Source organism: Pseudonocardia sp. NPDC049154 (assembly GCF_040648315.1).
GTDB lineage: Bacteria > Actinomycetota > Actinomycetes > Mycobacteriales > Pseudonocardiaceae > Pseudonocardia.
Map to the genome: position 1 here is coordinate 1 of NZ_JBEZDN010000060.1, position 22,786 is coordinate 22,786.

The 22,786-nt window shown below is 74.0% G+C and carries 16 protein-coding genes; 7 read left to right on the forward strand and 9 right to left on the reverse strand.

Features of this window, described 5'->3' with window-relative positions:
* Positions 1-230: 230 nt before the first annotated feature.
* The gene (locus tag AB0B41_RS25215) at positions 231-1,415 is read left to right on the forward strand and encodes a ribonuclease D (protein WP_358207497.1); all 1,185 of its coding nucleotides are present in this window, start codon (positions 231-233) and stop codon (positions 1,413-1,415) included.
* Between the two features lie 28 nt (positions 1,416-1,443).
* Here AB0B41_RS25215 and AB0B41_RS25220 read toward each other — a convergent pair whose 3' ends face one another.
* The 3 genes from AB0B41_RS25220 to AB0B41_RS25230 all read right to left on the reverse strand — a co-directional run bounded on the left by AB0B41_RS25220 (position 1,444) and on the right by AB0B41_RS25230 (position 7,683).
* A complete protein-coding gene (locus AB0B41_RS25220; protein ID WP_358207420.1) occupies positions 1,444-1,761 on the reverse strand; it encodes a trypco2 family protein in 318 nt (105 codons plus the stop codon).
* Between the two features lie 503 nt (positions 1,762-2,264).
* On the reverse strand, positions 2,265-6,209 hold the full coding sequence (locus AB0B41_RS25225; RefSeq protein WP_358207422.1) for a hypothetical protein: 3,945 nt from the start codon (positions 6,207-6,209) through the stop codon (positions 2,265-2,267).
* Between the two features lie 247 nt (positions 6,210-6,456).
* Positions 6,457-7,683, reverse strand: a complete 1,227-nt coding sequence (locus tag AB0B41_RS25230) for an FAD-dependent monooxygenase (RefSeq protein ID WP_358207424.1) — start codon at positions 7,681-7,683, stop codon at positions 6,457-6,459.
* A gap of 243 nt (positions 7,684-7,926) precedes the next feature.
* On the opposite strand from AB0B41_RS25230, the gene AB0B41_RS25235 reads away from it, so the two are divergent.
* Positions 7,927-9,300, forward strand: coding sequence for a UDP-glucose/GDP-mannose dehydrogenase family protein (locus AB0B41_RS25235; RefSeq protein WP_358207427.1), 1,374 nt, complete (start codon positions 7,927-7,929; stop codon positions 9,298-9,300).
* On the forward strand, positions 9,297-10,649 hold the full coding sequence (locus AB0B41_RS25240) for a lipopolysaccharide biosynthesis protein (protein ID WP_358207429.1): 1,353 nt from the start codon (positions 9,297-9,299) through the stop codon (positions 10,647-10,649). Before AB0B41_RS25235 ends, AB0B41_RS25240 begins: the two co-directional genes overlap by 4 nt.
* Position 10,650: 1 nt before the next feature.
* Here the strand turns inward: AB0B41_RS25240 and AB0B41_RS25245 are convergent, their stop codons facing one another.
* A complete protein-coding gene (locus AB0B41_RS25245) occupies positions 10,651-11,544 on the reverse strand; it encodes an ATP-grasp fold amidoligase family protein (RefSeq protein WP_358207431.1) in 894 nt (297 codons plus the stop codon).
* Positions 11,545-11,701: 157 nt separating this feature from the next.
* On the opposite strand from AB0B41_RS25245, the gene AB0B41_RS25250 reads away from it, so the two are divergent.
* Entirely contained in the window at positions 11,702-12,682 is a 981-nt protein-coding gene (locus AB0B41_RS25250; protein WP_358207434.1) for a glycosyltransferase family 2 protein, read from the forward strand.
* 16 nt (positions 12,683-12,698) lie between these two features.
* On the opposite strand, the gene AB0B41_RS25255 is transcribed toward AB0B41_RS25250, so the two are convergent.
* The 5 genes from AB0B41_RS25255 to AB0B41_RS25275 form a co-directional block, all read right to left on the reverse strand.
* Positions 12,699-13,835 (reverse strand): HAMP domain-containing sensor histidine kinase, encoded by a 1,137-nt coding sequence (locus AB0B41_RS25255; RefSeq protein ID WP_358207436.1) that lies wholly within the window; start codon positions 13,833-13,835, stop codon positions 12,699-12,701.
* Positions 13,836-13,858: 23 nt separating this feature from the next.
* Positions 13,859-14,524 (reverse strand): response regulator transcription factor, encoded by a 666-nt coding sequence (locus tag AB0B41_RS25260; RefSeq protein WP_037041403.1) that lies wholly within the window; start codon positions 14,522-14,524, stop codon positions 13,859-13,861.
* A complete protein-coding gene (gene dxs / locus AB0B41_RS25265; RefSeq protein WP_358207499.1) occupies positions 14,524-16,500 on the reverse strand; it encodes a 1-deoxy-D-xylulose-5-phosphate synthase in 1,977 nt (658 codons plus the stop codon). The genes AB0B41_RS25260 and dxs overlap by 1 nt, the downstream gene beginning before the upstream one ends.
* 69 nt (positions 16,501-16,569) lie before the next feature.
* Entirely contained in the window at positions 16,570-17,190 is a 621-nt protein-coding gene (locus tag AB0B41_RS25270) for a histidine phosphatase family protein (RefSeq protein ID WP_358207439.1), read from the reverse strand.
* 2 nt (positions 17,191-17,192) lie between these two features.
* On the reverse strand, positions 17,193-17,630 hold the full coding sequence (locus AB0B41_RS25275; protein ID WP_358207441.1) for an HIT family protein: 438 nt from the start codon (positions 17,628-17,630) through the stop codon (positions 17,193-17,195).
* Between the two features lie 70 nt (positions 17,631-17,700).
* Between AB0B41_RS25275 and AB0B41_RS25280 the strand changes: the two genes are divergently transcribed.
* From AB0B41_RS25280 to treY, 3 genes are all read left to right on the forward strand, one after another.
* Complete coding sequence (locus tag AB0B41_RS25280) at positions 17,701-18,168, forward strand: PPOX class F420-dependent oxidoreductase (protein ID WP_358207444.1); 468 nt, start codon at positions 17,701-17,703, stop codon at positions 18,166-18,168.
* Positions 18,169-18,257: 89 nt separating this feature from the next.
* Positions 18,258-20,408, forward strand: coding sequence for a glycogen debranching protein GlgX (glgX, locus tag AB0B41_RS25285; protein WP_358207446.1), 2,151 nt, complete (start codon positions 18,258-18,260; stop codon positions 20,406-20,408).
* Complete coding sequence (gene treY / locus AB0B41_RS25290; protein ID WP_358207448.1) at positions 20,408-22,762, forward strand: malto-oligosyltrehalose synthase; 2,355 nt, start codon at positions 20,408-20,410, stop codon at positions 22,760-22,762. Before glgX ends, treY begins: the two co-directional genes overlap by 1 nt.
* The last annotated feature ends 24 nt before the right edge of the window (positions 22,763-22,786 follow it).

A 22,786-nucleotide genomic window follows, 5' to 3' on the forward strand; every position in this document is an offset into this window, starting at 1 on the left:
GGGGGGGGGGGGGGGGTGGGGGGGGGGGGGGGGGGGGGGGGCGGGGGGGGGGGGGGGGGGGGGGTTTTTTTTTTTGTAGTGCTCGCCCGCCGGGCGGGGGGGGCGCGCCGGCGCCGCGGCCGGGGGCGCCCGGCCCCTCCGCCGTGCCCGGGGACGGGTCCGGTCCGGGATCGGCATCGGTCCCGGGTTCCGCCTCGGGCGGTGATGCCGAGGGGAACGCCCCGACCCCGCTGCTGCATCCTGCCGACGGGCTCCCCGAGGTCGTGCGGGACGCGGCGGCGCTGGCCGACACGGCGGCCGCCCTGGCCGCCGGCAGCGGCCCGATCGCCGTCGACGCCGAGCGGGCGTCCGGCTTCCGGTACTCGCAGCGCGCCTACCTGGTGCAGCTGCGGCGGGCGGGCTCCGGCACCGCCCTCGTGGACCCCGTTCCGCTCGGCGGCGACCTGAGCGGCCTCGCGCCGGCCCTGGACGGCCCCGAGTGGGTGCTCCACGCCGCCTCGCAGGACCTGCCCTGCCTCGCCGAGGCGGGGCTGCACCCCGCGCGGCTGTTCGACACCGAGCTCGCGGGCCGGCTGGCGGGTCTGCCCCGCGTCGGGCTGGGCCCGCTCACCGAGCGCATGCTCGGGCTCACGCTGGAGAAGGGCCACGGGGCCGCGGACTGGTCCCGCCGCCCACTCCCCGAGGACTGGCTCGTCTACGCCGCGCTCGACGTCGAGGTGCTCGTCGAGCTCCGGGACGCCCTGGCCGCCCTGCTCGAGGAGCAGGGCAAGCTCGAGTGGGCTCTCGAGGAGTTCGAGGCGGTCCGCACGGCCGGGCCGCCGCCGCCGCGGGTCGACCCGTGGCGGCGCACCTCCGGGATCCACAAGGTGCGCAAGCCGCGGGCGCTCGCCGCCGTCCGGTCGCTCTGGGAGGCCCGGGACCGGTTGGCCGCCGAGCGGGACGTGGCGCCCGGCCGGGTGCTGCCGGACTCGGCGATCGTGGAGGCCGCCGTCGCCTCCCCCACCACCCCGAAGGCGCTCTCGCAGCTGCCGGTGTTCCGCGGGCGCGCGCAGCGCAGGCTCGAGTCGTACTGGTTCGGGGCCCTGCGGTCCGCGCAGACCCTGCCCGACGCCGAGCTGCCCCGCCCCGCCGCGGCCACCGACGGTCCGCCCCCGGTGTCCCGCTGGGCCGACCGCGACCCGGCCGCCGCCGCCCGGCTCTCCGCCGCCCGCACGGGTCTGTCCGAGCTGTCGGAGCGCTGGTCGGTGCCGGTGGAGAACCTGCTCCAGCCGGACCTGCTCCGCCGGCTCTGCTGGACCCCGCCCGCCGACGGCGACGTGCCCGCCTTCCTCGAGCGGGGCGGCGCGCGGAACTGGCAGATCGCGCTCACCGCCCCGGTGCTCGAGAAGGCGCTCTCGCCCCGTCAGGAGCCCTAGGAGCCGGTCGCGCCGTGGCTCGCGCCGATCAGCGCTCGCCGGGCAGCTCGGAGCCCGAGACCTCGGGCGGGCCGGGCACGCCCGACTGCCTGGGCGTGAGCGTGACCTTGACCTTCTGGGTGGTGGTCGACGCGAGCTTCCCGTCGACGCCCGCCTCGACGACCCAGAACTTGACCTTGCCTCCGGTGGTGCCGGACTTCTCGACCGCGACGGTGAGCTCGAGCTCCACCGGACCGACCTCGAAGCGGAGCGCCTCGTTCCGGCCTTTGTCGATGGCATCGGCGAGTTCGGTCCGCAGCTCGGCGATCACCTCGGCGAGGTCCAGCGCCACGAAATCCTCCGTCATTGGGAATCAATCGGTTTCAGGGCATGACTCGACAACAGGCGCCGAGGGCGACCGGGTACACGAGAATCGTCTCCCGACGGAACCGGAGGATAGCGAGAACACCGTCCGCGGGATCGGGCGACCCGATGTCGGACGGAGACTGCTTCTTACGGCAGTGAGCCCATCCCGATGCGAGGTCGCCGGAAGTAGCCGCGAACGGCGGCACCCTCCTGGTCACGAAGGTCGGCAGGCCTGACGGCGGCGAGGCCGGTCGGGTCCCGCAGGACCGACGGGCACCACGCCGCGGTGGCCATGGGCCGAACGCCTCGACCATGGAAGTAGCCGGCGAGCGAAACACTGTTGGCGGACATCACGCTCAGACTCCTTCCCGGCGCATCGGACATCGGGCTCGGACATTAGCGCCAATTCAGTTGCGTGTCACCCTCCCCGCCGCTATTCCGATCCGAGGTAGGGCCTCCACCCGATTTCGACGGGGGCCGAGCCGCTCGGAACTCGGGCGGGCCTCATTGACTCGGCGCGGGGCTGCCGCCAGGCGCGCCGGAGTGCGTCTCGACCCATCCGTGGATCAGGGAGAACGCCTCCGGGCACGCCCGGGCCAGCGCCGGTGCGGCACGGGCCCAGAACGGGCCGGACAGCAGGTCCGCGACCGGCCCGACGACCCAGGCCGCGGCCTCCGCCGCCGCGCCGCCCGGCTGCCCGACCGCGCTCCCGAGGACGGTGCACCCCGTCTCCGCGAGGCGCACGAGGGCCGTCGCCCGAGCCTCGTCGCCGTCGAGCGATCCGATCAGCGTCCGCACGCCACCGAGCCGCCTGACCGCCTCCGCGTACTCCGTCCGGGCTGCGGCCGCGAGCGCGCACTCCGCTCGGACGCGGCTCGCCGGATCCCGGACGAGCGTGGCGTGCGCACGCGCCGACTCCACGTGTCCCTCTCGGGCGAGCGTGTCGGTCAGCCATGCCCGTGACCGGGTGCGAGCGGGCTCGGGCAGGGCCTCCAGCGCGCCGGCGGCGCGGCTGTCGAGGTCCGGGCGCTGCGGCGAGCCGTCCGTCGGATCGGGTGCAGCGGCGCGGACCGCCGCGGCGACGACCGAGAGCGCCCGCGCTCGCCGCTCGGGACGGTCCAGTGCCTCCGCCTCCGCCTCGGCCCGCTCGAGGTGCGGTGTCGCGTCGGAGCACCCCGGCGGGAATGCCACCGCGAGGCCGGCCAGGAGCACGACCCGGGTGAAGGCGTCGTCGACGTCGTCGACGAGCCGAAGACCGGACTCCATCGCGTGCGCCGCCTCCGTCGCGGCTCCCGCGGCGATCAGATGTCGGGCGAGCGCGACCGTGACCCGTGCGCGTTGCGGCGCGGGCAGTGTCCGCGCGATCGACTCCGCCCGCCGGTGGCGACCCGACCTGACGAGGGCGAGCGCGACCCGCCCGAGCGCGGACTCACGGAGCGGCCCGTGCACCGCGCGCGCGGCCAGGCTCTCGGCCTCGGCGAGGCGACCCGCGGTGAGAAGCCCGTCGATCACTCCCTCCGCGGCTGCCGAGAGCTGCTTCGGGTCCCCGATCCCGCGGGCGACACGCTCGACCTCCGCAACCAGTTCGGCCGTCCGGTCGCGATCGCCCCGGACGGCGACGGACTGCGCCACGTCGGTCAGCAGTTCGGCCCGGTCCGCCGCGCTCGGCGTCCCCCTGACCAGCGACGCCACGATGCCCCGGTCGCCTGCGGCCTCCGCGACGAGCGCCATCGTCCGTGCCGCGGCGGGGCGGGCCCGGTGTCCGCAGCGCCCGAGCAGGTCCAGGGCCGCCGGCCACTCTCGTGCGACGGCTCGGGCGACCGCGACGCCTCCCGGGTCGGTGGCCCCTGCACCGGCCTCGCCCGCGACCCCCTCCATGACGTCCTCCGCGGCACGGGCCAGCTTCCTCCCCTGTTCGACGCGCCCCACCTCGACCGCATGCACGGCCGCGTCGAGCAGGATCCGGTAGGAGGCGGCCGGGTCCGGAGCATCGTGTGCCGCCGCGCAGAGCGCGTCCGCGAGCCGGTCGGACCGCTCGGAGAGGGCGCCGCCCGCGCCGAGCACCTCGACCAGGGCCCTGGCCCTCAGCAGGGGCGCACGTATCCGGAGGACGACGTCCTCGGCGGCCTCGGACGCACCCGAGCGGGCCAGGAGCACCGCCACACGACGATGCGCTTCGGCCCCGTTCCGTCCCTTGGGCAGCGCGGGGAGCACCGCGCGGACCTCCTCGTGCCGCCCGGCTCCGGCCAGGGCCGTCGCGAGCTCCAGGGGCGTCGGCGTGCCGCCGGCGAGCGATCCGGCGACCAGTGCGGCGGCATCGTCGGCGGTGGCGAGGTCGAGGCGTGCCCGGGTGAGCGACGACCGCGCCTCGTCGGACATCAGGGTGTCCACCATCCGGCGCGCGCGCCGGACGTCGACCGAGCCGGACTGCGCGAGGAGCGCGGCCACGGCTTCGTCGCGCCGGTCGAGGTTCTCGATGGCCGCGACCAGGACCTCCGCCTCCGGCAGGTACCCCGCACGCCCGGCCGCCAGTGAGGCCAGGGCCAGGGCCTCGGCCTGACGTGCGACGCCCACGGCGCTGCGCGCCAGTGACTCCGCCCGGGCGGCATCGCCGAGCGTCGCCCACACGGCCGGCAGCCCGACCGGGACCGAGGCGTTGCTGTGCACGAGGTCCTCCCAGCGGAGGGCCAGCGTCGTCAGCGCGACGAGGTCGGGCGGGCTCTCGTTCGCAGCAGCGGTCCGCGCCACGGCGATCTCGTCGAGCGCGAGGGCATCGCCACCGGTGACCGCGCGGAGGCGCAGGTGCCGGTCCCGGTCGCCCGCGAGCGCGACGAGCCGGTCGTGGTCGCCGACCGCGGCGAGCATCCGCGCGTAGTCACGCAGGAGATAGGTCGGCGTGCTCGCCGGCCACCCCCGTGCCCGGTAGCTCTCGGCCCAGTCGTGCAGCCGCGCGCGGAACCCGTCCACCCGGGGACCGACCATGTGCTCCGCGGCCCGCCGCAGCGTCTCGTGGGCGAAGAGGTAGCCGCGGCTCGTGCCGGCCGCGCCCGCCGACCCGGGCAGTCGCCGGACCCGGCTCCGAACCGTCCGGCCCAGCGCACCCCGCAGGAGTGCCCGGACCTCGTCGGACGGCCAGCCGGACAGCGCGACCAGATCGTCGAGGCTGAGCCCACCCCGGGCGGCCGCGATCAGACCGAGGAGATCCTGGTGCAGACTGCCGGCGAGGAGCTGCTGCTCGAGTTCCCGCAAGGCGTACGCCGCCTCGTCCCGGCCGCCGCGGAGGGCGGGGATCCCGCGGGGTACGCACCCGCGCAGCGGATGATCCACGGGGACGTCCGACGGCAGTTCCGGGTCGGGCCTGCTCGTCACCACGATGCGGAGGCCGGGCACGGGTCGTCGCGGTAGCAACGACGCGATGCTCCGCTGGTGCGTGCCCGGGCCGGTGTCCTCGTCGAGCCCGTCCACGACCAGGACCAGGCGACGCCCGGCTGCTCGGCTGCGGGCCACCGCGGCCGAGATCAGCTCGAGCAGCCGGCCCTGCCGGGCCGCCGTCGTGGCGGGTGCACCGGGCGGGCGGTGCGCGAGGACCGTCAGCTGCTCGGCGCACGCCTCGAGGAACGCCTCGCTGTCGGACTGGCCCGCGAGACCTCCGACGACGAAGAACGACACGACGTCGACCCCGGCGGGCGGGTGCAGGGCGAACCAGGCCATCAGCGCCGTCTTCCCGGCCCACGGCTCCCCCTGCCACCAGACGTACGGCTCGGGGCCGGAGCAGAAACGCGCGAGCTCGGCCAGCTCCGGCTCCCGGTCCCGCAGGCTCGGGGGTGCGATGTCGACGACCTGGAGCCGGTATGCCGTCGCGGCGAGCGCGGCGGTCGGCGGAGGCACGACGTCCGGGAGGCCGGCGGGATCCGCCGGCAGGCCGACGGCGGCCGCGAAGCGCCCGCCCCGCTCGGCGGCGTCGATGCGGGTGGCCGTGAGCCGCCCGAGGCCGTCGGAGCGGTGGTGGGCGGTCAGCACCCCGACGAGACAGCCACCCGCCCAGACCGCGGCGCCGGACATCCCCTCCCAGGGGGAGACCGCCGGGTCCGGGTCCCTCTCGGGCGGCGCGACGGTGATCTCCAGGGTGTTCTCGCGGCGGTTCGACAACACCGCGATGGTCGCGTCGATCTGGTGGGAGTCGCGGTAGAACCCGGCGTGGGCAGCGTCCGGTCGGTACGGGCGGGCCTTGAACCGGGGGAAGCCGACGGCGACGGCCGCCAGGACCGCGGCGCTGTCGCCCACCCTGCCGAGAACGGGCTCGTCGACCTCCGGCACGCCGTCGACGCCGCGGCCGCCCGCAGGAGGGGCGATCACGATCGCCGCCAGGTCCGCCACGCCGTCGAGTACGACCTCGCGAGCCTCGCTCGTCCACTCGCCGGCGCGGTCGGCGTCGAACCGAACGGTCACCGACGACGCACCCGCCACGGTGTGGGCCGCCGTCAGGACTGACGTCGTGGACAGCCGGTAGCCCGAGCCACGCCGGCTACGGCCGTCCGGGCCCCGGGCGATGACCTCGGCGACCCGGTGTGGCCGCGGGCCGCCGCCGTCGTCTGCAGGACCGAACACCTGTCCGCGCCTCCGACCACCCGCCGTCGTTGCCCTCCGTGACGGGGACGCTACTGGACCGGCGCCGATCGTGGAGCCACCTCGGGGGTCAGATCCCCACGCGCTCCCCGCGCTTCACCGCGCGGACGGTGCGGCGCACGGTGGTGACGCCCTTGCGCACCTTGCGCAGGCCGTCGACCTGGGTGGCCTTGTGCAGCTGGTAGCGCCAGGCCTCGGGGTGGTCGCCGCGGCGGTCGAGGAGGGTGTAGGCGAAGCGGACCGGGTCCTGGCTGTCCAGGTACCGGTCGACCTCCTCGAACCAGTGCATGTTGCGCAGGGCCTGCTCCTGCACCCGGCCGACCTCGGCACGGCGCAGCGCGTCGTAGCCGGCGATGGCGCCCGGCAGGTCGTCGGCGAACAGCTTCAGGGACTCGGCGAGCCGGACGGCGTCCTGCACGGCCAGCACGGTGCCCGAGCCGATGCCGAAGTGCGTGGTGTGCGCGGCGTCGCCCATCAGCACCACGTTGTCGCGGCGCCAGGTGGCGTTGCGCAGGTGCCGGAAGGTCGGCCAGGGCGCGGCGGTGCCGGAGCTGCCCACGCGGCCCGGCGGGCGCATCAGCGGCTCGCCGCCGAGCGGCTCGGCGAAGATCTCGGCGACGCGCGCGACGCCGTCGTCGACGTCGGCGGTGTCCAGGCCGAGCCCGGTCCACGTCTCCGGGCTGCACTCGACGATGCAGGTGCTGGTCCCGCCGGTCGACGGGTAGGCGTAGAACCACAGCCAGCCCGCGTGCGTGCGCTCGAAGGCGAAGGTGAACCGCTCGAGGTACCGCGAGGTGCCGAGCCAGATGTACCGGTTGCGGCCGGTGGTCACCGCGGTGCCGAAGTCGTGCGCCCCGCGGACCCGGCTGCCCGCGCCGTCGGCGGCGATCACGAGGTGGGCCTCGGAGCCGAGGTCGGCCACCCGGTCCTCGGGCAGCTCGGTCTCCCAGCGGATCGTGACGCCGAGCTCCGCGGCCCGTGCGGCGAGGATCTCCAGCAGCGCGGCGCGGCCCATCGAGAAGCCGTACTTGCCGCCGATGTGCACGGGCGGCCGCCCGCCGATCCGGACGACCTGGTCGCCCCACAGGATCGCCGCGTCCCGGATGGCCCGGCCGCTCTCGGCGTCGTGCCGGTAGAGGTCGTCGAGGAGGTCCTCGCCGAACGTGATCCCCCACCCGTGGGTGGCGCCGGGCGCGTTGCGTTCCAGCACCTCGACCTCGGCCGACGGATCGGCCAGCTTGGTCAGGATCGCCGAGTACAGGCCGGCGGGCCCGCCGCCGACGCAGAGCACCTTCATCTCGTGCCTCCCCCTCGTCCGCCGGAGTCCAACACGTGGCGGGTTAACGCCGGGCGTCCGGGGCGCGAACGTAGCAAGGCACTCGTTCGGACGATTGCGGGGGACCTCGGTGACCCTCCCGTGACGGCCGGACCTGTGCGTTCCGCGACGGGCAGGCTGGTCTACGGTCGATCGTGTCGCACGCGGCCTCCCGGTCGTTGGACGGAGTGTCGCCGTCGGACACGGACATCAGGGGGACTCAGCTTGTTCGCACGAACGGTCGCCGTGGTCGGGACCGGCTATGTCGGTCTGACCACCGGAGCCTGCCTCGCCTCGCTCGGCCACCGCGTGGTGTGCGCGGACATCGACGAGACGAAGGTGGCGGCGCTCTCCCGCGGCGAGATCGCGATCCGTGAGCCCGGGCTGGCCGAGCTCGTCGCCGAGGGCCTGGCCGCGGGCCGCCTCTCGTTCGTCGTCGGCGCGGCCGAGGCGCTCAAGGAGCTGGAGTCCGAGGGCCGCCCGGTCGAGGTGATGTTCCTCTGCGTGCCCACGCCGATGGGCGTCGGCGGCGTCGCGGACCTCGCGGCGGTCGAGGCCGTCGTCGAGGAGGTCCGCGAGGCCATGCCGCCGGGCTGCGTGGTCGTCAACAAGTCGACCGTGCCGGTGGGCACGGCGGACCGGACCAGCGAGCTCCTCGCCCGGGACGACGTCGAGGTCGCCAGCAACCCCGAGTTCCTCCGCGAGGGCTCGGCGGTGCACGACTTCCTGCACCCGGACCGGATCGTCGTGGGCTCGAACTCGTCGCAGGACGCCGCCGAGCGCGTCGCGGCCCTCTACGCCCGCCTCGGCGCGCCCACCGTGCTCACGGACGCGGCCAGCGCGGAGATGATCAAGTACGCGGCGAACTGCTTCCTCGCCATGAAGCTCTCCTACGTCAACGCGCTGGCGGAGCTGTGCGAGCGGGTCGACGCGGACGTCGCCGACGTGACCGAGGGCATGGGCTACGACCGCCGGATCGGCCAGGCCTTCCTGTCCCCCGGCCCGGGCTGGGGCGGTTCGTGCCTGCCCAAGGACACCCATGCCCTGCTCCAGGTCGCCGACTCGGCCGACTTCGAGTTCCGGCTGCTCCGGGCGAGCATCGACACCAACACCCGCCAGTTCCAGCGGATGGTCGACAAGGTCCGGGTGGCCGTCACCGGGCGCCGCGGCGGGCCGCTGACGAAGACCCGGCTGGCGCTGTTCGGGCTCACCTTCAAGGCCGGCACGGACGACCTGCGGGACTCCCCCGCCCTCGGCGTGGCCGCGCTGCTGCGCCAGGCCGGTGCGGAGCTCGTGGCCTACGACCCGGGCGTCCCGGTGGGCTCCGCCGCGGCCGGCACGCTCGACCCGCGCATGCTCACCCTCGTCGACGACCCCTACGAGGCCGCCGCGGGCGCCGAGGCCGTCGTCGTGCTGACCGAGTGGCCCGAGTTCCGCTCGCTGGACTGGACCCGGCTGGCGGAGACGGTCGCCGCGCGCACGGTCGTCGACACCCGGAACCTGCTCGACCCGGCCGTGGTGCGCCGGGCGGGCTTCGCCTGGTCGGGCATCGGCCGGCTGGCGCGGGAGAACCCGAACGCCCGCCTGGGCCGCACGTGACACGTCCGGGCACCGAACCGGCTCCGTCCCCGACGGGCCTCCGCGGCCGGATCCACGGGATCCGCCGGGAGCTGTCCGTCCCGCTGTACCGCAACACCTACGCCCTGATGCTCAACACGGCGGTGAACTCCGCCTTCGGGCTGCTCTACTGGGTCGTCGCGGCCCGCACCTACCCGGACGTCGAGGTGGGCCGCGGCAACGCGCTGACCTCGCTGATGCTGCTGGTGTCCGTGCTGACCCAGCTGAACTTCGGCCAGGCGCTCATCCGGTTCCTGCCCAAGGCGGGCACGGCGTCGCCGCGGCTGATCCTGCTGTCCTACGCCGTCTCGTCCGGGCTGGGGATCCTCGGTGCGAGCGGGGTGGCGGTGTACTGCCACCTGTTCCGGGCCGAGGGCGACCCGCTCCACATGTCCGGGCCCTTCGGGCTGTGGTTCGTCGCCTCGGTCGTGATCTGGTCGCTGTTCAACCTGCAGGACGCGGCGCTGACCGGGCTGCGCGAGTCCCTGTGGATCCCGCTGGAGAACGGGATCTACGGGATCGTGAAGCTGATCCTGCTGGTCGCCGTGGCCCAGACCGCGGTGAGCGACGGCGTGTTCACCTCGTGGACGCTGCCGGTGGTCGCGCTGATCATCCCGGTCACGCTGCTGCTCTTCCGGAGGCTGCTGCCCCGGCACGTGGCGGCCACCCGCGCCGACCAGGAGCCGGTGGCCCGCCGGACGCTCGCCCGGTACATGGCCGGCGACTACGCCGGCCAGGTCTTCAACCAGATGTCGTCGACCTTCCTGCCGGTCCTCATCGTGGGGCTGATGGGTCCTGAGGAGGGCGCGTACTTCCTCCCGGCGCAGACGGTGTTCACGGCGATGAACCTGCTGACGATGGGCATCACGTCGTCGCTGGTCGCCGAGGCGGCCCGGGACCCCGCGCACGCGCACCGCTACGCCCGCGCGGTGCTGCGCCGCATCGCGCTCACCGTGCTCCCGGCCTCGGTGGTGATCGCCCTGGTGGCGCCCTGGCTGCTGCAGCTCTATGGCACGCAGTACCGGGAGAACGCCACCCTCCTGCTGCAGCTTCTGATGATCTCGGTGTTCCCGCGGGTGGTCGTGTCGCTGTACATGACCATGACGCGCCTGGAGAACCGCACGGCCCCGCTCGCCTGGATCCAGCTCGTGCAGTCGGTGCTGCTGATCGCCGGCGTCGTCGTGCTGCACGGGCCGCTGGGGCTGGACTCGGTGGGCTGGGCGACGCTCGTGATCGAGATCGTGCTCGCCCTCGCCGTCGGGCCGGTGGTGGTCCGGTGGCTGCGCGGGCAGCGGGACCCGCGCAGCCTGCCGGAGCCGACCCGGTCCTGACTCAGTTCTTCGCGACGAACCGCTCGGGGACCGGGGTGCCGTGGCGCCACATGTCCCCGAGCGCGCGGTCGAATTCGCGCGGCTGCAGGCGCACCAGCCCGCCGCCCGGGTTGTGGGTGATCTCGCCGAAATAGATCTTGCCGTCGACGTTGTAGAGATCGATCCGGGCGAATGCGAATTCGGCACTCAGTGCCTTCGCGACGTCGAGCATCTCCGCGTAGTTCGCCGGCTGCTCGGGGAGCTTCTCGGCGAAAGCGAACCGCCCGCTGATGTCGTATTGCCGCCACTCGGGCGTCAGCATGGTCGAGGTGTGCCCGGTGAACCGGTCCTGGTCGACGACGACCATGCCCGGCACACCCCCGAACATGAAGAACTTGTAGTCCGTCGGCGCGTCCCCCGTGGGCGTGCCGATGAATTGTTCGACGACCGCGCGGGGCTTGAGTCCGCGGTAGGGCGTCTCGCGCCAGCCCGCCCTGTAGAAGTCCGTGCCGAGCCACCGCCGGACCGTCTCGCGGATGGCGGCGCGGTCGGCCGCGGCCAGGTCCGGGACCAGCACGGTCATGTCACAGCCGTGTGTCCCCTTGATCACGCACGGACCGGGGATCGCGTCGAAGTCGAGATCCGCCGCATTGTCGACGACCTGGTACAGCGGAATGAGGTAATCCTCGCCTACCTTCTCCGCGACGTACTCGCGGACCGCGTATTTGTCCGACGTCTGGTGGACCACCGGGTCCTGCTCGCGGAGATTCTTCGCCGCGAGCAGCTGTGACCAGGTCACGGGGTTGCGGAGCGTGGTCAGCTCGCCCTGGAAGAGGGCGTGCTTGGCGATGGCGAAGGGCCGGTCGGGGAGGAAACGCAGCCGGCGGGCGAGGAGAACCCGCGCATCGAACGTCATCTGCGAGACGATAGCGGAGCCCCGCGGACGTCCCGCCGTCACGTCGAGGAAACACAAAGCGTGACGGACTACCCGTAATCACTCTCCTGCACGCGTCCCGAAAGAGTGAATGGGGTCGCGGGAGCACCCGCACAGCACCATTGATAGGGTCCGATTCGTGCCGAAGAATGCAGCGGTGGTCTCGGTGATCACGCCGGCGTACAACGTCGGGCGGTGGATCGGGGAGGCCATCGACTCGGTGAGGCGGCAGAGCGAGGGCCGCTTCGAATACGTCGTCGTCGACGACGGCTCCACGGACGACACGGCGGACGTCGTCCGCGGGCGGGCGGCCCTCGACGCCCGGATCCGGCTCGTCTCCACCACCAACGCGGGCTCCGGCGCGGCCCGCAACCTCGGCATCGCCGAGACCACGGCGCCGTTCGTCGCCTTCCTCGACGGCGACGACCGTTGGCACCCGGAGTTCCTCCGCCGCCAGCTGCACACCATGCACACCGCGCCGGGCCCGATCGGCGCGACCTTCTGCCACACCCGAGTGATGCTGGAGAGCGGCCGGGTCGTCGGCCCGCGCTGGCAGCCGGCCGGCCCGTGCGACATGGACCGGTTCCTCGCCGAGAACAACCCGACGCACAACGGAAGCTCGCTGCTCGTGCGCCGCAGCTGCTTCGACGAGGTCGGCGTGTTCGACACCAGCATCGCCAGCGCCGTCGACCTGGAGATGTGGCTGCGGATCGGCGCCTGGTCGTCGACCCCGCTCTTCTACGGCATCCGCCGCTACCTGGTCGACATGCGGCTCATGCGCACCGGCAGCATCAGCTCGAACCGCACCGCGCGGTACGAGGCGCTGGACAAGATGCTCACCGAGTACGCGCCGATGATGACCCGGCTGCACCCTGGCCTGGCCTACGTCCAGCCCGCCGTGTTCGCCTACCGGGACGGGCACGACGAGATCGCCGAGCGGTGGGCCCGGCAGGCCCTCGCCGCCGGTCCCACCCGGCTCGCCCGCAGCCGCTGGGGCCAGTCGTTGCTGGGCTGGCACGGCGCCGGTCAGGCCGGCCGCATCAAGATGCGCGCCGCGCGCGACGGCGCCCGCGCCGGCATCTACGGCGGGATCTCGAAGGTCATCCAGTCCGTGAGCTGAGCGGGTGGCCGAGCGGTCAGCCGAGCAGGGCCGGCAGCCGGACCACCACGGTCAGGCCGCCGCCCGGCACCGGCTCGGCCCGCACCGCGCCGCCGTGCGCCGCCACCACGGCCCGCACGATCGACAGCCCCAGCCCGGAGCCGGCCGTCCCGCCGGTGCGGGGCACCGGGCCGCGCCGGAAGGGCTCGAACAGCTCCCCCACCCGCGCCGGGTCGATCTCCGGCCCGCTGGAGGAGACCCGCAGCTCCGCGCCGTCGTCAATCGGCCCGGTGCACACCTCCACCCAGCCGCCGTCGACGTTGTGCCGCACGGCGTTCTCCACGAGGTTGCCCGCCACGCGCTCCAGCAGCGCGGGATCGCCGGACACCGGCGCCGGGCCACCCGTCGTCCGCACGTGCAGGCCGCGGCGGGCCGCCTCGGTCGCGGTGACCCGCACGGCGTGCGCCCCGGCGTCGCGCAGGTCCACCGGGCGCCGCGCCGGTTCGGCGATCCCGCCCAGCGCCTCGGTGCGCGCGAGCAGCAGCAGCCCGGAGACGAGGTCGTCCGCCCGGCGGGTGGCGTCCCGGACCACCCCGCCCATCCGCCGCAGCTCGGCGACGTCGGCGTCCGGGTCGGCCAGGGTCACGTCGACCTCGGTGCGCAGCACGGAGAGCGGCGTGCGCAGCTCGTGGCTGGCGTTGGCGACGAAGCGGCGCTGCACCTCGAAGGCGCCCTGCAGCCGGTCCAGCATCGCGTCGAAGGTGGTGGCGAGCTCGGCCAGCTCGCCGCGGGCCTCGCGCAGGTCCAGCCGGGCGTCGAGGTTCTCCGCCGACAGCCGCCGGGCGGTGGCCGTGATGTCGTGCAGCGGGGCGAGCACCCGCCCGACCAGCACCCATGACGTCAGCCCCGCGGCCAGCACGACCAGCGGGAAGGCGATCAGTCCGGCGTGCAGCACCTCGGCGCGCGCCGCGTCCCGCACGGCGGCGGTGACCTGCTCGGCCGGGACCTCGACGGACCCGACGCGGACCGGGGTGCCGGGCGGCAGGGACGGCACGGACGCGGCCACCCCGCCGACGAGCAGCCAACCCAGCCACAGCAGCAGGGCGCTGACCAGCGCGACGAGGGCGGTGCCGAGGAGCGTCAGCTGCCACCGCAGCGTGAGCCGCGTGCGCACGGCACCCTCCTTACGGCCGCCCGTCAGCCGGCGGAGGGCACCCGGTACCCGGCACCGACCACGGTCTCGATCACGCCGGGCTCACCGAGCTTCTTGCGCAGGGTCATGACCGTGACCCGGACCGTGGTGGTGAAGGGGTCGGCGTTCTCGTCCCACACCCGCTCGAGCAGCTCCTCGCTGGACACGACCGCGCCACCGGCGCCCATCAGCACCTCGAGGACGCCGAACTCCTTGCGGGTCAGCTCGACGGGCGACGCCGCGCGGGTCACCGTGCGCCGCGCGGGGTCCAGGGCCACGTCCCCGGCCACCAGCACGGGCGGGACCGCGGGGGCGGACCGCCGGCCCAGCGCCCGCACCCGCGCGACCAGCTCCGGGAAGTCGAAGGGCTTGGCGAGGTAGTCGTCCGCGCCGCGGGAGAGCCCGTCGACCTTGTCCTCCAGCGTGCCGCTGGCGGTGAGCATGAGGACGCGCGTGGTGCCGCCCCCGCCCACGATGGCCGCGCACAGGTCGTCGCCGGGCATGCCGGGCAGGTCCCGGTCCAGCACGACGACGTCGTAGCGCGTGATCGAGGACTTCTCGTGCCCGGTGTCGCCGTCGAGCGCGACGTCGACCGCCATGCCCTCCCGACGCAGGCCGCGCGCGACCGCCTCGGCCAGCGGGGCCTCGTCCTCGACGACCAGGACGCGCATCAGCCCGCCTGCTCGCCCGACACCTCGCCGGGCTCCGGCACGGCGGCGCCGGCGGACTCCACCACCGGCCCGTCGGGCAGGCAGCCCGGCACCTTCACGGCCCACTCGGTGACCCGGCGGGCGACGTCCTGCGCGGTGAGCCCGACGGCGGCCAGCACGTCCGACCGGGCGCCGTGCTCGAGGAACTCCTGCGGCAGCGCCACGTCCCGCTGCGGGACGTCGACCTCGGCGGTGCGCAACGCGTCGGCGAGGGCGGAGCCGAACCCGCCGTGCCGGCCGGCGTCGGCCACGGTGACGACGAGCTGGTGCGCCCGCGCCATCTCGACCAGCTCCGGCGGCACCGGCAGCACCCACCGCGGGTCGACGACGGTGACGGACACGCCTTGCCGGGCGAGCCGCTCCGCGGCCTCCACACCCAGCTCGCCGAACGCGCCCACGCACACCATCAGCACGGACGGCTCGGTCCCGTTGACCCGGCCCTCGCGCAGCACGTCGACGGTGCCGGCCCGGCGCACCGCCGGGACCGACTCGATGACCGGCCCCTTCGGGAACCGCAGGGCGGTGGGCCCGTCGGCCACGGCGACGGCCTCGCCCAGCTCCTCGCGCAGCGTGGCCGCGTCGCGCGGGGCGGCGACCCGGATGCCCGGTACCACGCCGAGGATCGACAGGTCCCACATGCCGTTGTGCGAGGGCCCGTCGTTGCCGGTCACACCGGCCCGGTCGAGCACCAGGGTGACGGCCTCGCGGTGCAGCGCCACGTCCATCATCAGCTGGTCGAAGGCGCGGTTGAGGAAGGTCGAGTAGACCGCGACCACCGGGTGCATCCCGCCGCGGGCGAGACCGGCCGCCGAGGTGAGCGCGTGCTGCTCGGCGATCCCGACGTCGACGCAGCGATCCGGGAACTCCTGCTGGAACTTCGCCAGCCCGGTCGGGCCCAGCATCGCCGCGGTGATCGCGACGAGATCCGGCCGCTCGGCGCCGAGGCGGACCAGCTCGTCGGCGAACACGCTGGTCCAGCCGGTGGTCTTGGGGCCGGTCGGCAGGCCCGTCTCCGGGTCGAACGCCGACGGGCTGTGCATCTGCTCGGCCTCGTCGTTCTCGGCCGGGGCGTAGCCGTTGCCCTTGCGGGTCACCGCGTGCACCACGACCGGGCCGCCGAAGTGCCGGGCGCGGCGCAGCGCGGATTCCATGGCGGCGACGTCGTGCCCGTCGACCGGGCCGAAGTACTTGAGGCCGAGGTCGGCGAACAGCTCCTGCGGGCTGATCGCGTCCTTGAGGCCGGCCTTGAGCGCGTGCAGCCCGGCGTAGACCGCGGGGCCGACGACCGGCGTGCCGCGCAGCGTGTGCTTGCCGGCCTCGAGCAGCTTCTCGTAGCCCGGCTGCAGCCGGAGCGTGGCGAGCCGGTCGGCGAGGCCGCCGATCGTGGGCGCGTAGGAGCGGCCGTTGTCGTTGACCACGACCACGACGTTGCGGTCCCGCGCCGCGGCGATGTTGTTCAACGCCTCCCAGGCCATGCCGCCGGTCAGCGCGCCGTCGCCGATCACGGCCACGACGTGCCGCTGCTGGCCGGTGAGCGAGTAGGCGCGGGCGAGCCCGTCCGCCCACGACAGCGACGACGACGCGTGGCTGGACTCCACGTGGTCGTGCACGCTCTCGGTCCGGCTCGGGTAGCCGGACAGCCCGCCCGTCTTCTTCAGCCGGTCCCAGCCCTCCTGGCGGCCGGTGAGCAGCTTGTGGACGTAGGCCTGGTGCCCGGTGTCCCAGATCAGGGTGTCCCGCGGGGAGTCGAACACCCGGTGGACCGCGATGGTCAGCTCGATCACGCCGAGGTTCGGGCCGAGGTGCCCGCCTGTCCGGGACACCGCGCTGACCAGGAAGTCCCTGACCTCCGACGCCAGCCCGGCCAGCGCGTCGGGGCCGAGCCGCCTGAGGTCGGCCGGGCCCCGGATCGACGACAGAACGGAGGATGGCTGCACGCTCACGTCCGCCACTCTACGAGCGGTGGCCAGCACGGGGCCCGCCGGACACCGGGCGTGACGCCGCGGTCACGTGCGGGCGGCCGGTTCGAGCAGGTCGGCGACGTGGGCGAGCTCGTTGACCGTCCACGGCCTGCGGACCCCGTCCCGCCGGGCGACGACCCTGGTCAGGCCGGTGTAGTCGAGCGGGAACGGCAGCGGCCGCTCGATCCCGAGCAGGTGGCCCAGGTAGACGTTGATCACGCCGGCGTGCGCGAAGACCACCGCGGTCTCCCGGCCCGGGTGCGCGGCGACGACCTCCTCCAGCGCCGCGACGACCCGCGCCCGGAAGGCCGGGACGTCGACGTGCTCCGGCAGGTGGCCCTCGACCATCCGCCGCCACTCCTCGGGGTTCTCCCGGGCCAGCAGGTGCACCGGCAGGTACTGCTGCTCGTCCGCGTCGTACTCGCGCAGGTCGTGCACGGTGCGGACCGCGAGACCGCGGGCCCGGGCGAGCGGCTCGGCGGTCTGCCGCGCCCGAGTCATGGTGCTCGCGTAGACGGCGTCGACCGGCTCGCCGGCCAGCGCGCCGACCACCCGCTCGGCCTGCCGCAGGCCCAGCTCCGTCAGCGCGGGATCGGCCCGGACCCGAGCCTCGGGCGCACCGTCGACCCGGTCCGGCAGCCCGTGCCGGACCAGGACCAGCCGCACGCCTAGAGCTTTCCGGTGGTGGCCACGCGGTCGCCGTGACCGGCCTCGCGCAGGGTGGTGCGCAGCCGCTCGGCGATCCCGTCCTGCTCGGCGTCGTCGACCGACTTCGCGGCGTTGGCGAAGTCGAACGCCGCCATGTCCCACGCCGGGAACACGTGCAGGTGCAGGTGCGGGACCTCGAACCCGGCCACCAGGAAGCCGACGCGCGGCGGCTGCCAGATCGCCTCGACCGCCTTGGCGATCGTGTGCGAGACGCCGGTGAGGTGCGCGACCAGGTCCGGGTCGGCGTCGACCCAGTGGTCGACCTCCTCGCGCGGCACGACCAGCGTGTGGCCCGGCCCGAGCGGGTTGATCGACAGGAACCCGGCGCAGCGCTCGTCCGACCAGACGAACCGGCCGGGCAGCTCGCCGTCGATGATCTTCGTGAACACGGTGCTCATCACGGCGGACCCTACCGGCCCGCGGCCGTACCGGGGGCGGTCGTCCGTCCGCTCTCCTAGAGTTCCCGCCATGCCCCGCACGATCGCCACGAACACACCCGTCGAGCGCGAGGAGCTCCTCGAGTTCCTCCGCCCGCGGCACAAGGTCGTCCTGCTCACCACCCGGTCGGACGGCGGGGTCCAGGGTTCCCCGGTCACCGCGGGCGTCGACGCGGAGGGCCGGATCGTGGTGTCGACCTACCCGGAGCGGGCCAAGGCGCGCAACGTCGCCCGCACCGGCACCGCCTCCGTGATCGTGCTGTCGGACGAGTTCAACGGCCCGTGGGTCCAGGTCGACGGGGACGCCGAGCTGATCACGTTGCCGGAGGCCGTCGAGCCGCTGGTCGACTACTTCCGCGCCCTCTCCGGCGAGCACCCGGACTGGGACGAGTACCGGCAGGCGATGCGGGACCAGGGCAAGGCGTTGATCCGCGTCACACCCACCCGGTGGAGCCCCGTCGCGACGGGCGGCTTCCCCGCGCGGCTCGCCGAGTCCTGACCCACGCCCCCGGTAGCGTTGCCGGGTTCCTCCACCACCGAACGACAACCGAGACGGTCGGCGGGCACCCGCCGGGAAGTAGGGATCGCATGCGTCCGTGGCCGGGCAACCCGTACCCGCTGGGTGCGAGCTACGACGGGGCCGGGACGAACTTCGCCTTGTTCTCCGAGGCCGCCGAGAAGGTCGAGCTCTGCCTGTTCAGCCCGCGGGGCAAGGAGACGAAGGTCCCCCTCACCGAGGTCGACGGCTTCGTCTGGCACGCCTACCTGCCGACCGTCGAGCCCGGGCAGCGGTACGGCTACCGGGTGCACGGGCCGTACGACCCGGCGCAGGGCCTGCGGTGCAACCCGAAGAAGCTGCTGATCGACCCGTACGCGAAGGCGATCGACGGGCCCGTCAAGTGGGACGAGGCCGTCTTCGGCTACAACTTCGGCGACCCGCTGTCGCGCAACGACCGGGACTCGGCGCCGTTCGTGCCCAAGTCCGTGGTGGTCAACCCGTACTTCGACTGGGGCTCGGACCGCCCGCCGAAGATCCCGTACCACGAGACCGTCATCTACGAGGCGCACGTCCGCGGGCTCACGGTCGCGCACCCGGACATCCCCGAGGAGCTGCGCGGCACCTACGCCGGCCTGGCGCACCCGGTGATGATCGAGCACCTGCAGCGGCTCGGGGTCACGGCGGTGGAGCTCATGCCGGTGCACGAGTTCCTCAACGACCACCACCTGCAGGAGAAGGGCCTCTCCAACTACTGGGGCTACAACACCTTGGCCTTCCTCGCCCCGCACCACGCGTACACGATGCGCGGGTCCCGCCCGGGCTCGCAGGTGCACGAGTTCAAGGCGATGGTCCGGGACCTGCACGAGGCGGGCATCGAGGTCATCCTCGACGTCGTCTACAACCACACCGCCGAGGGCTCGGACATGGGCCCGACGCTGTCCCTGCGCGGCATCGACAACCACGCCTACTACCGGCTGGTCGAGGACGACCCGCGCTACTACATGGACTACACGGGCACGGGTAACTCGCTCAACGTGCGCAACCCCCACACCCTGCAGCTGATCATGGATTCGCTGCGCTACTGGGTCACGGAGATGCACGTCGACGGCTTCCGCTTCGACCTCGCCTCCACCCTCGCCCGCGAGTTCTACGACGTCGACCGGCTGTCGGTGTTCTTCGACCTCGTGCAGCAGGACCCGGTGATCTCGCAGGTCAAGCTGATCGCGGAGCCGTGGGACGTCGGTCCCGGCGGGTACCAGGTCGGTAACTTCCCGCCGCTGTGGTCGGAGTGGAACGGCAAGTACCGCGACACCGTGCGGGACTTCTGGCGCGGCGAGCCGGGCACCCTGGGCGAGTTCGCCTCGCGCCTGACCGGCTCGAGCGACCTCTACCAGGAGGACGGCCGCAGGCCCTACGCGTCGATCAACTTCGTCACCGCGCACGACGGGTTCACCCTCGCCGACCTGGTCTCCTACAACGACAAGCACAACGACGCCAACGGCGAGGGCGGCAACGACGGCGAGAGCCACAACCGCTCCTGGAACTGCGGCGTCGAGGGCCCCACGGACGACGAGGCGGTGCTGGAGCTGCGCGCCCGCCAGCAGCGCAACTTCATCACCACGCTGATGCTGAGCCAGGGCGTGCCGATGCTGCTGCACGGCGACGAGCTCGGCCGCACCCAGGGCGGCAACAACAACGTCTACTGCCAGGACAACGACATCGCCTGGGTGGACTGGTCGCTGGCCGGCAAGAACGCCGGGCTCGTCGGGTTCACCGCGGGCGTCGCGGCGCTGCGGCACGCGCACCCGGTGTTCCGCCGCCGCCGCTTCTTCCAGGGCAGGCCGATCGCGCCGCGCCGCCGGGACTCGCTGGCCGACATCGCCTGGTTCACCCCGGACGGCACCGAGATGACCGAGGGCGACTGGGACTCCGGCTTCGGCAAGTGCGTGATCGCCTTCCTCAACGGCGAGGGCATCTCCGACCTCGACCCGCGCGGCGAGCGGGTCACGGACGACTCGTTCCTGCTGGCGTTCAACGCCCACTGGGAGGACATCGAGGTGACCCTGCCGACGGCGGAGTACGGCAAGGAGTGGGCCATCGTCGTCGACACGGCGGCGGGCGAGGTGGTCACGCTGTCGACCGCCCCGGGCGTGGTCGCGGCCGAACCGCCGATGACCAGGGCCGGCGCCACGCACACCGTGCCCGCCCGCTCCCTCCTCGTCTTCCAGCGGACCGCGTGATGGCGCGCCCCATCCCCTCCTCCACGTACCGGCTGCAGTTCTCGAAGGACCAGACCTTCGCCGACGCGCAGGGCCTGGTCGAGTACCTGGAGCGGCTCGGGGTCGCCACGCTGTACGCGTCGCCGCTGCTCGAGTCGGGTGCCGGTTCCAACCACGGGTACGACGTCGTCGACCCGACCCGGATCTCCGCCGAGCGCGGCGGGCCGGAGGGGCTGCACGCCCTGCTGGCCCGGCTGCGCGAGGCGAACCTGACGATGCTGCTCGACGTGGTGCCCAACCACGTCGGCGTCGAGGCGCCGAAGGCCAACCCGTGGTGGTGGGACGTCCTGAAGCACGGTCAGGGCTCCCGGTGGGCCGGGCACTTCGACATCGACTGGTCCGCCGGCCCGCTGCTGCTGCCGATCCTCGACGCCGACGAGGCCAAGGCCTTGTCGGAGCTCGCGGTGCAGGACGGCGAGCTGCGCTACTACGAGCACGCCTTCCCCCTGGCGCCCGGCACGGACCACGGGTCGGTCGCCGAGGTCCACGAGCGGCAGCACTACCGGCTCGTGTCGTGGAAGCGCGGCGCGGCGGAGCTGACCTACCGGCGGTTCTTCGACGTGTCCACGCTGGCCGCGGTACGCGTCGAGCTGCCCGAGGTCTTCGCCGACACGCACCGCGAGATCCTGCGCTGGCTGGAGGAGGAGCCCACGATCATCGGGCTCCGCGTCGACCACCCGGACGGGCTCTCCGACCCCGGCGGCTACGCGCGCCGGCTGCGCGAGGCGATCGGGCCGGACCGGTGGCTGCTGGTGGAGAAGATCCTGCACCTCGGCGAGGAGCTGCCGGTCTCCTGGCCGGTCGACGGGACCTCGGGCTACGAGGCGCTCGCGGACGTCCAGGGCGTGTTCGTCGACCCCTCGGGCGCGGGCCTGCTCACCCAGTTCACGGCCGAGCACACCGGCGTCAAGGTCTCCTCGCACGCGGTCGAGCACCAGGGCCGGCGGGAGGTCGCCGACACGATCCTGGCCGCCGAGGTGCGGCGGATCGCCGCGCTCGTCCCGGTGCCCGAGGCCGCGCCGTCGACCGAGGAGGAGCCGGGCCCGGCCGCGGACCGCGTCCGCGAGGCCGTCGCCGAGTTCCTCTGCGGCTTCCCGGTCTACCGCAGCTACCTGCCCGAGGGCCGGGAGGCGCTCGACACCGCGGTCGCGGTGGCCCGGGCGCACCGGCCGGACCTCGCCCCGATCCTCGAGGCCGTCCACGCGGCGATGCTCGCCGACCCGGAGGGCCTGCTCGCCACCCGCGTGCAGCAGACCTCCGGCATGGTCATGGCCAAGGGCGTCGAGGACACCGCGTTCTACCGGTACAACCGGCTCGTCGCGCTCAACGAGGTCGGCGGCGACCCGGGCCGGTTCGGCCTCTCCCCCGCCGCCTTCCACGCGGCGCTGTCGGCCCGTGAGGCGGGCTGGCCGCGCACCATGACCACGCTGTCGACGCACGACACCAAGCGATCCGAGGACGTCCGGGCGCGGCTGGCCGTGCTCGCCGAGATCCCCGGCGAGTGGGTCGAGCGGGTGCGCCGCTGGTCGGCCCGGCACCCGCTGCCGGAGCGCTCGCTCGAGCTGCTGGCCTGGCAGAGCGTGGTGGGCGCCTGGCCGATCCCGGCGGACCGGCTGGCCGCCTACCTCGGCAAGGCCTCGAAGGAGGCCAAGCTGGCCACCAGCCACGTCGAGGCCGTGCCCGAGGTCGACGAGGCGATCGCCGCGTGGCCCGAGCAGGTCCTGGGCGACGGCGAGCTGGTCGCCGAGATCACCGCGTTCGTCGAGCGGATCTCCGCGCCCGGCTGGTCGAACTCGCTGGGCCAGAAGATCCTGCAGCTCGCCGGGCCTGGCGTGCCGGACGTCTACCAGGGCACCGAGCTGTTCGAGTACTCCCTGGTCGACCCGGACAACCGGCGCCCGGTGGACTTCGCGGCCCGGCAGCGGCTGCTCGCCCGCCTCGACGAGGGCTGGCTGCCCGGCATCGACGACACCACCACCGAGGGCGCGGCGAAGCTGCTGGTCACGACCTCGGCGGCGCGGCTGCGGCGGTACCGGCCCGAGCTCTTCCACGGCTACCGCGCCGTGCCGGCACAGGGCCACGCGGCCGAGCACGCGGTGGCGTTCACGCGCAGCCCCAAGCTCGTCGCCGTCGCGACCCGGCTGCCGGTCGGGCTCGAGGCGAAGGGCGGCTGGGGCGACACCGTGCTCCCGCTGCCCGACGGTGCCGCGGACTGGCACGACATGATCACGGACACCCCGGTCGACGGCAGTGCACCCCGGCTGGCGACGCTGCTGTCCCGCTACCCCGTCGCCCTGCTCGTCCGCCCGGCCTGACTCACCGCCCGTCCTGATGCACCG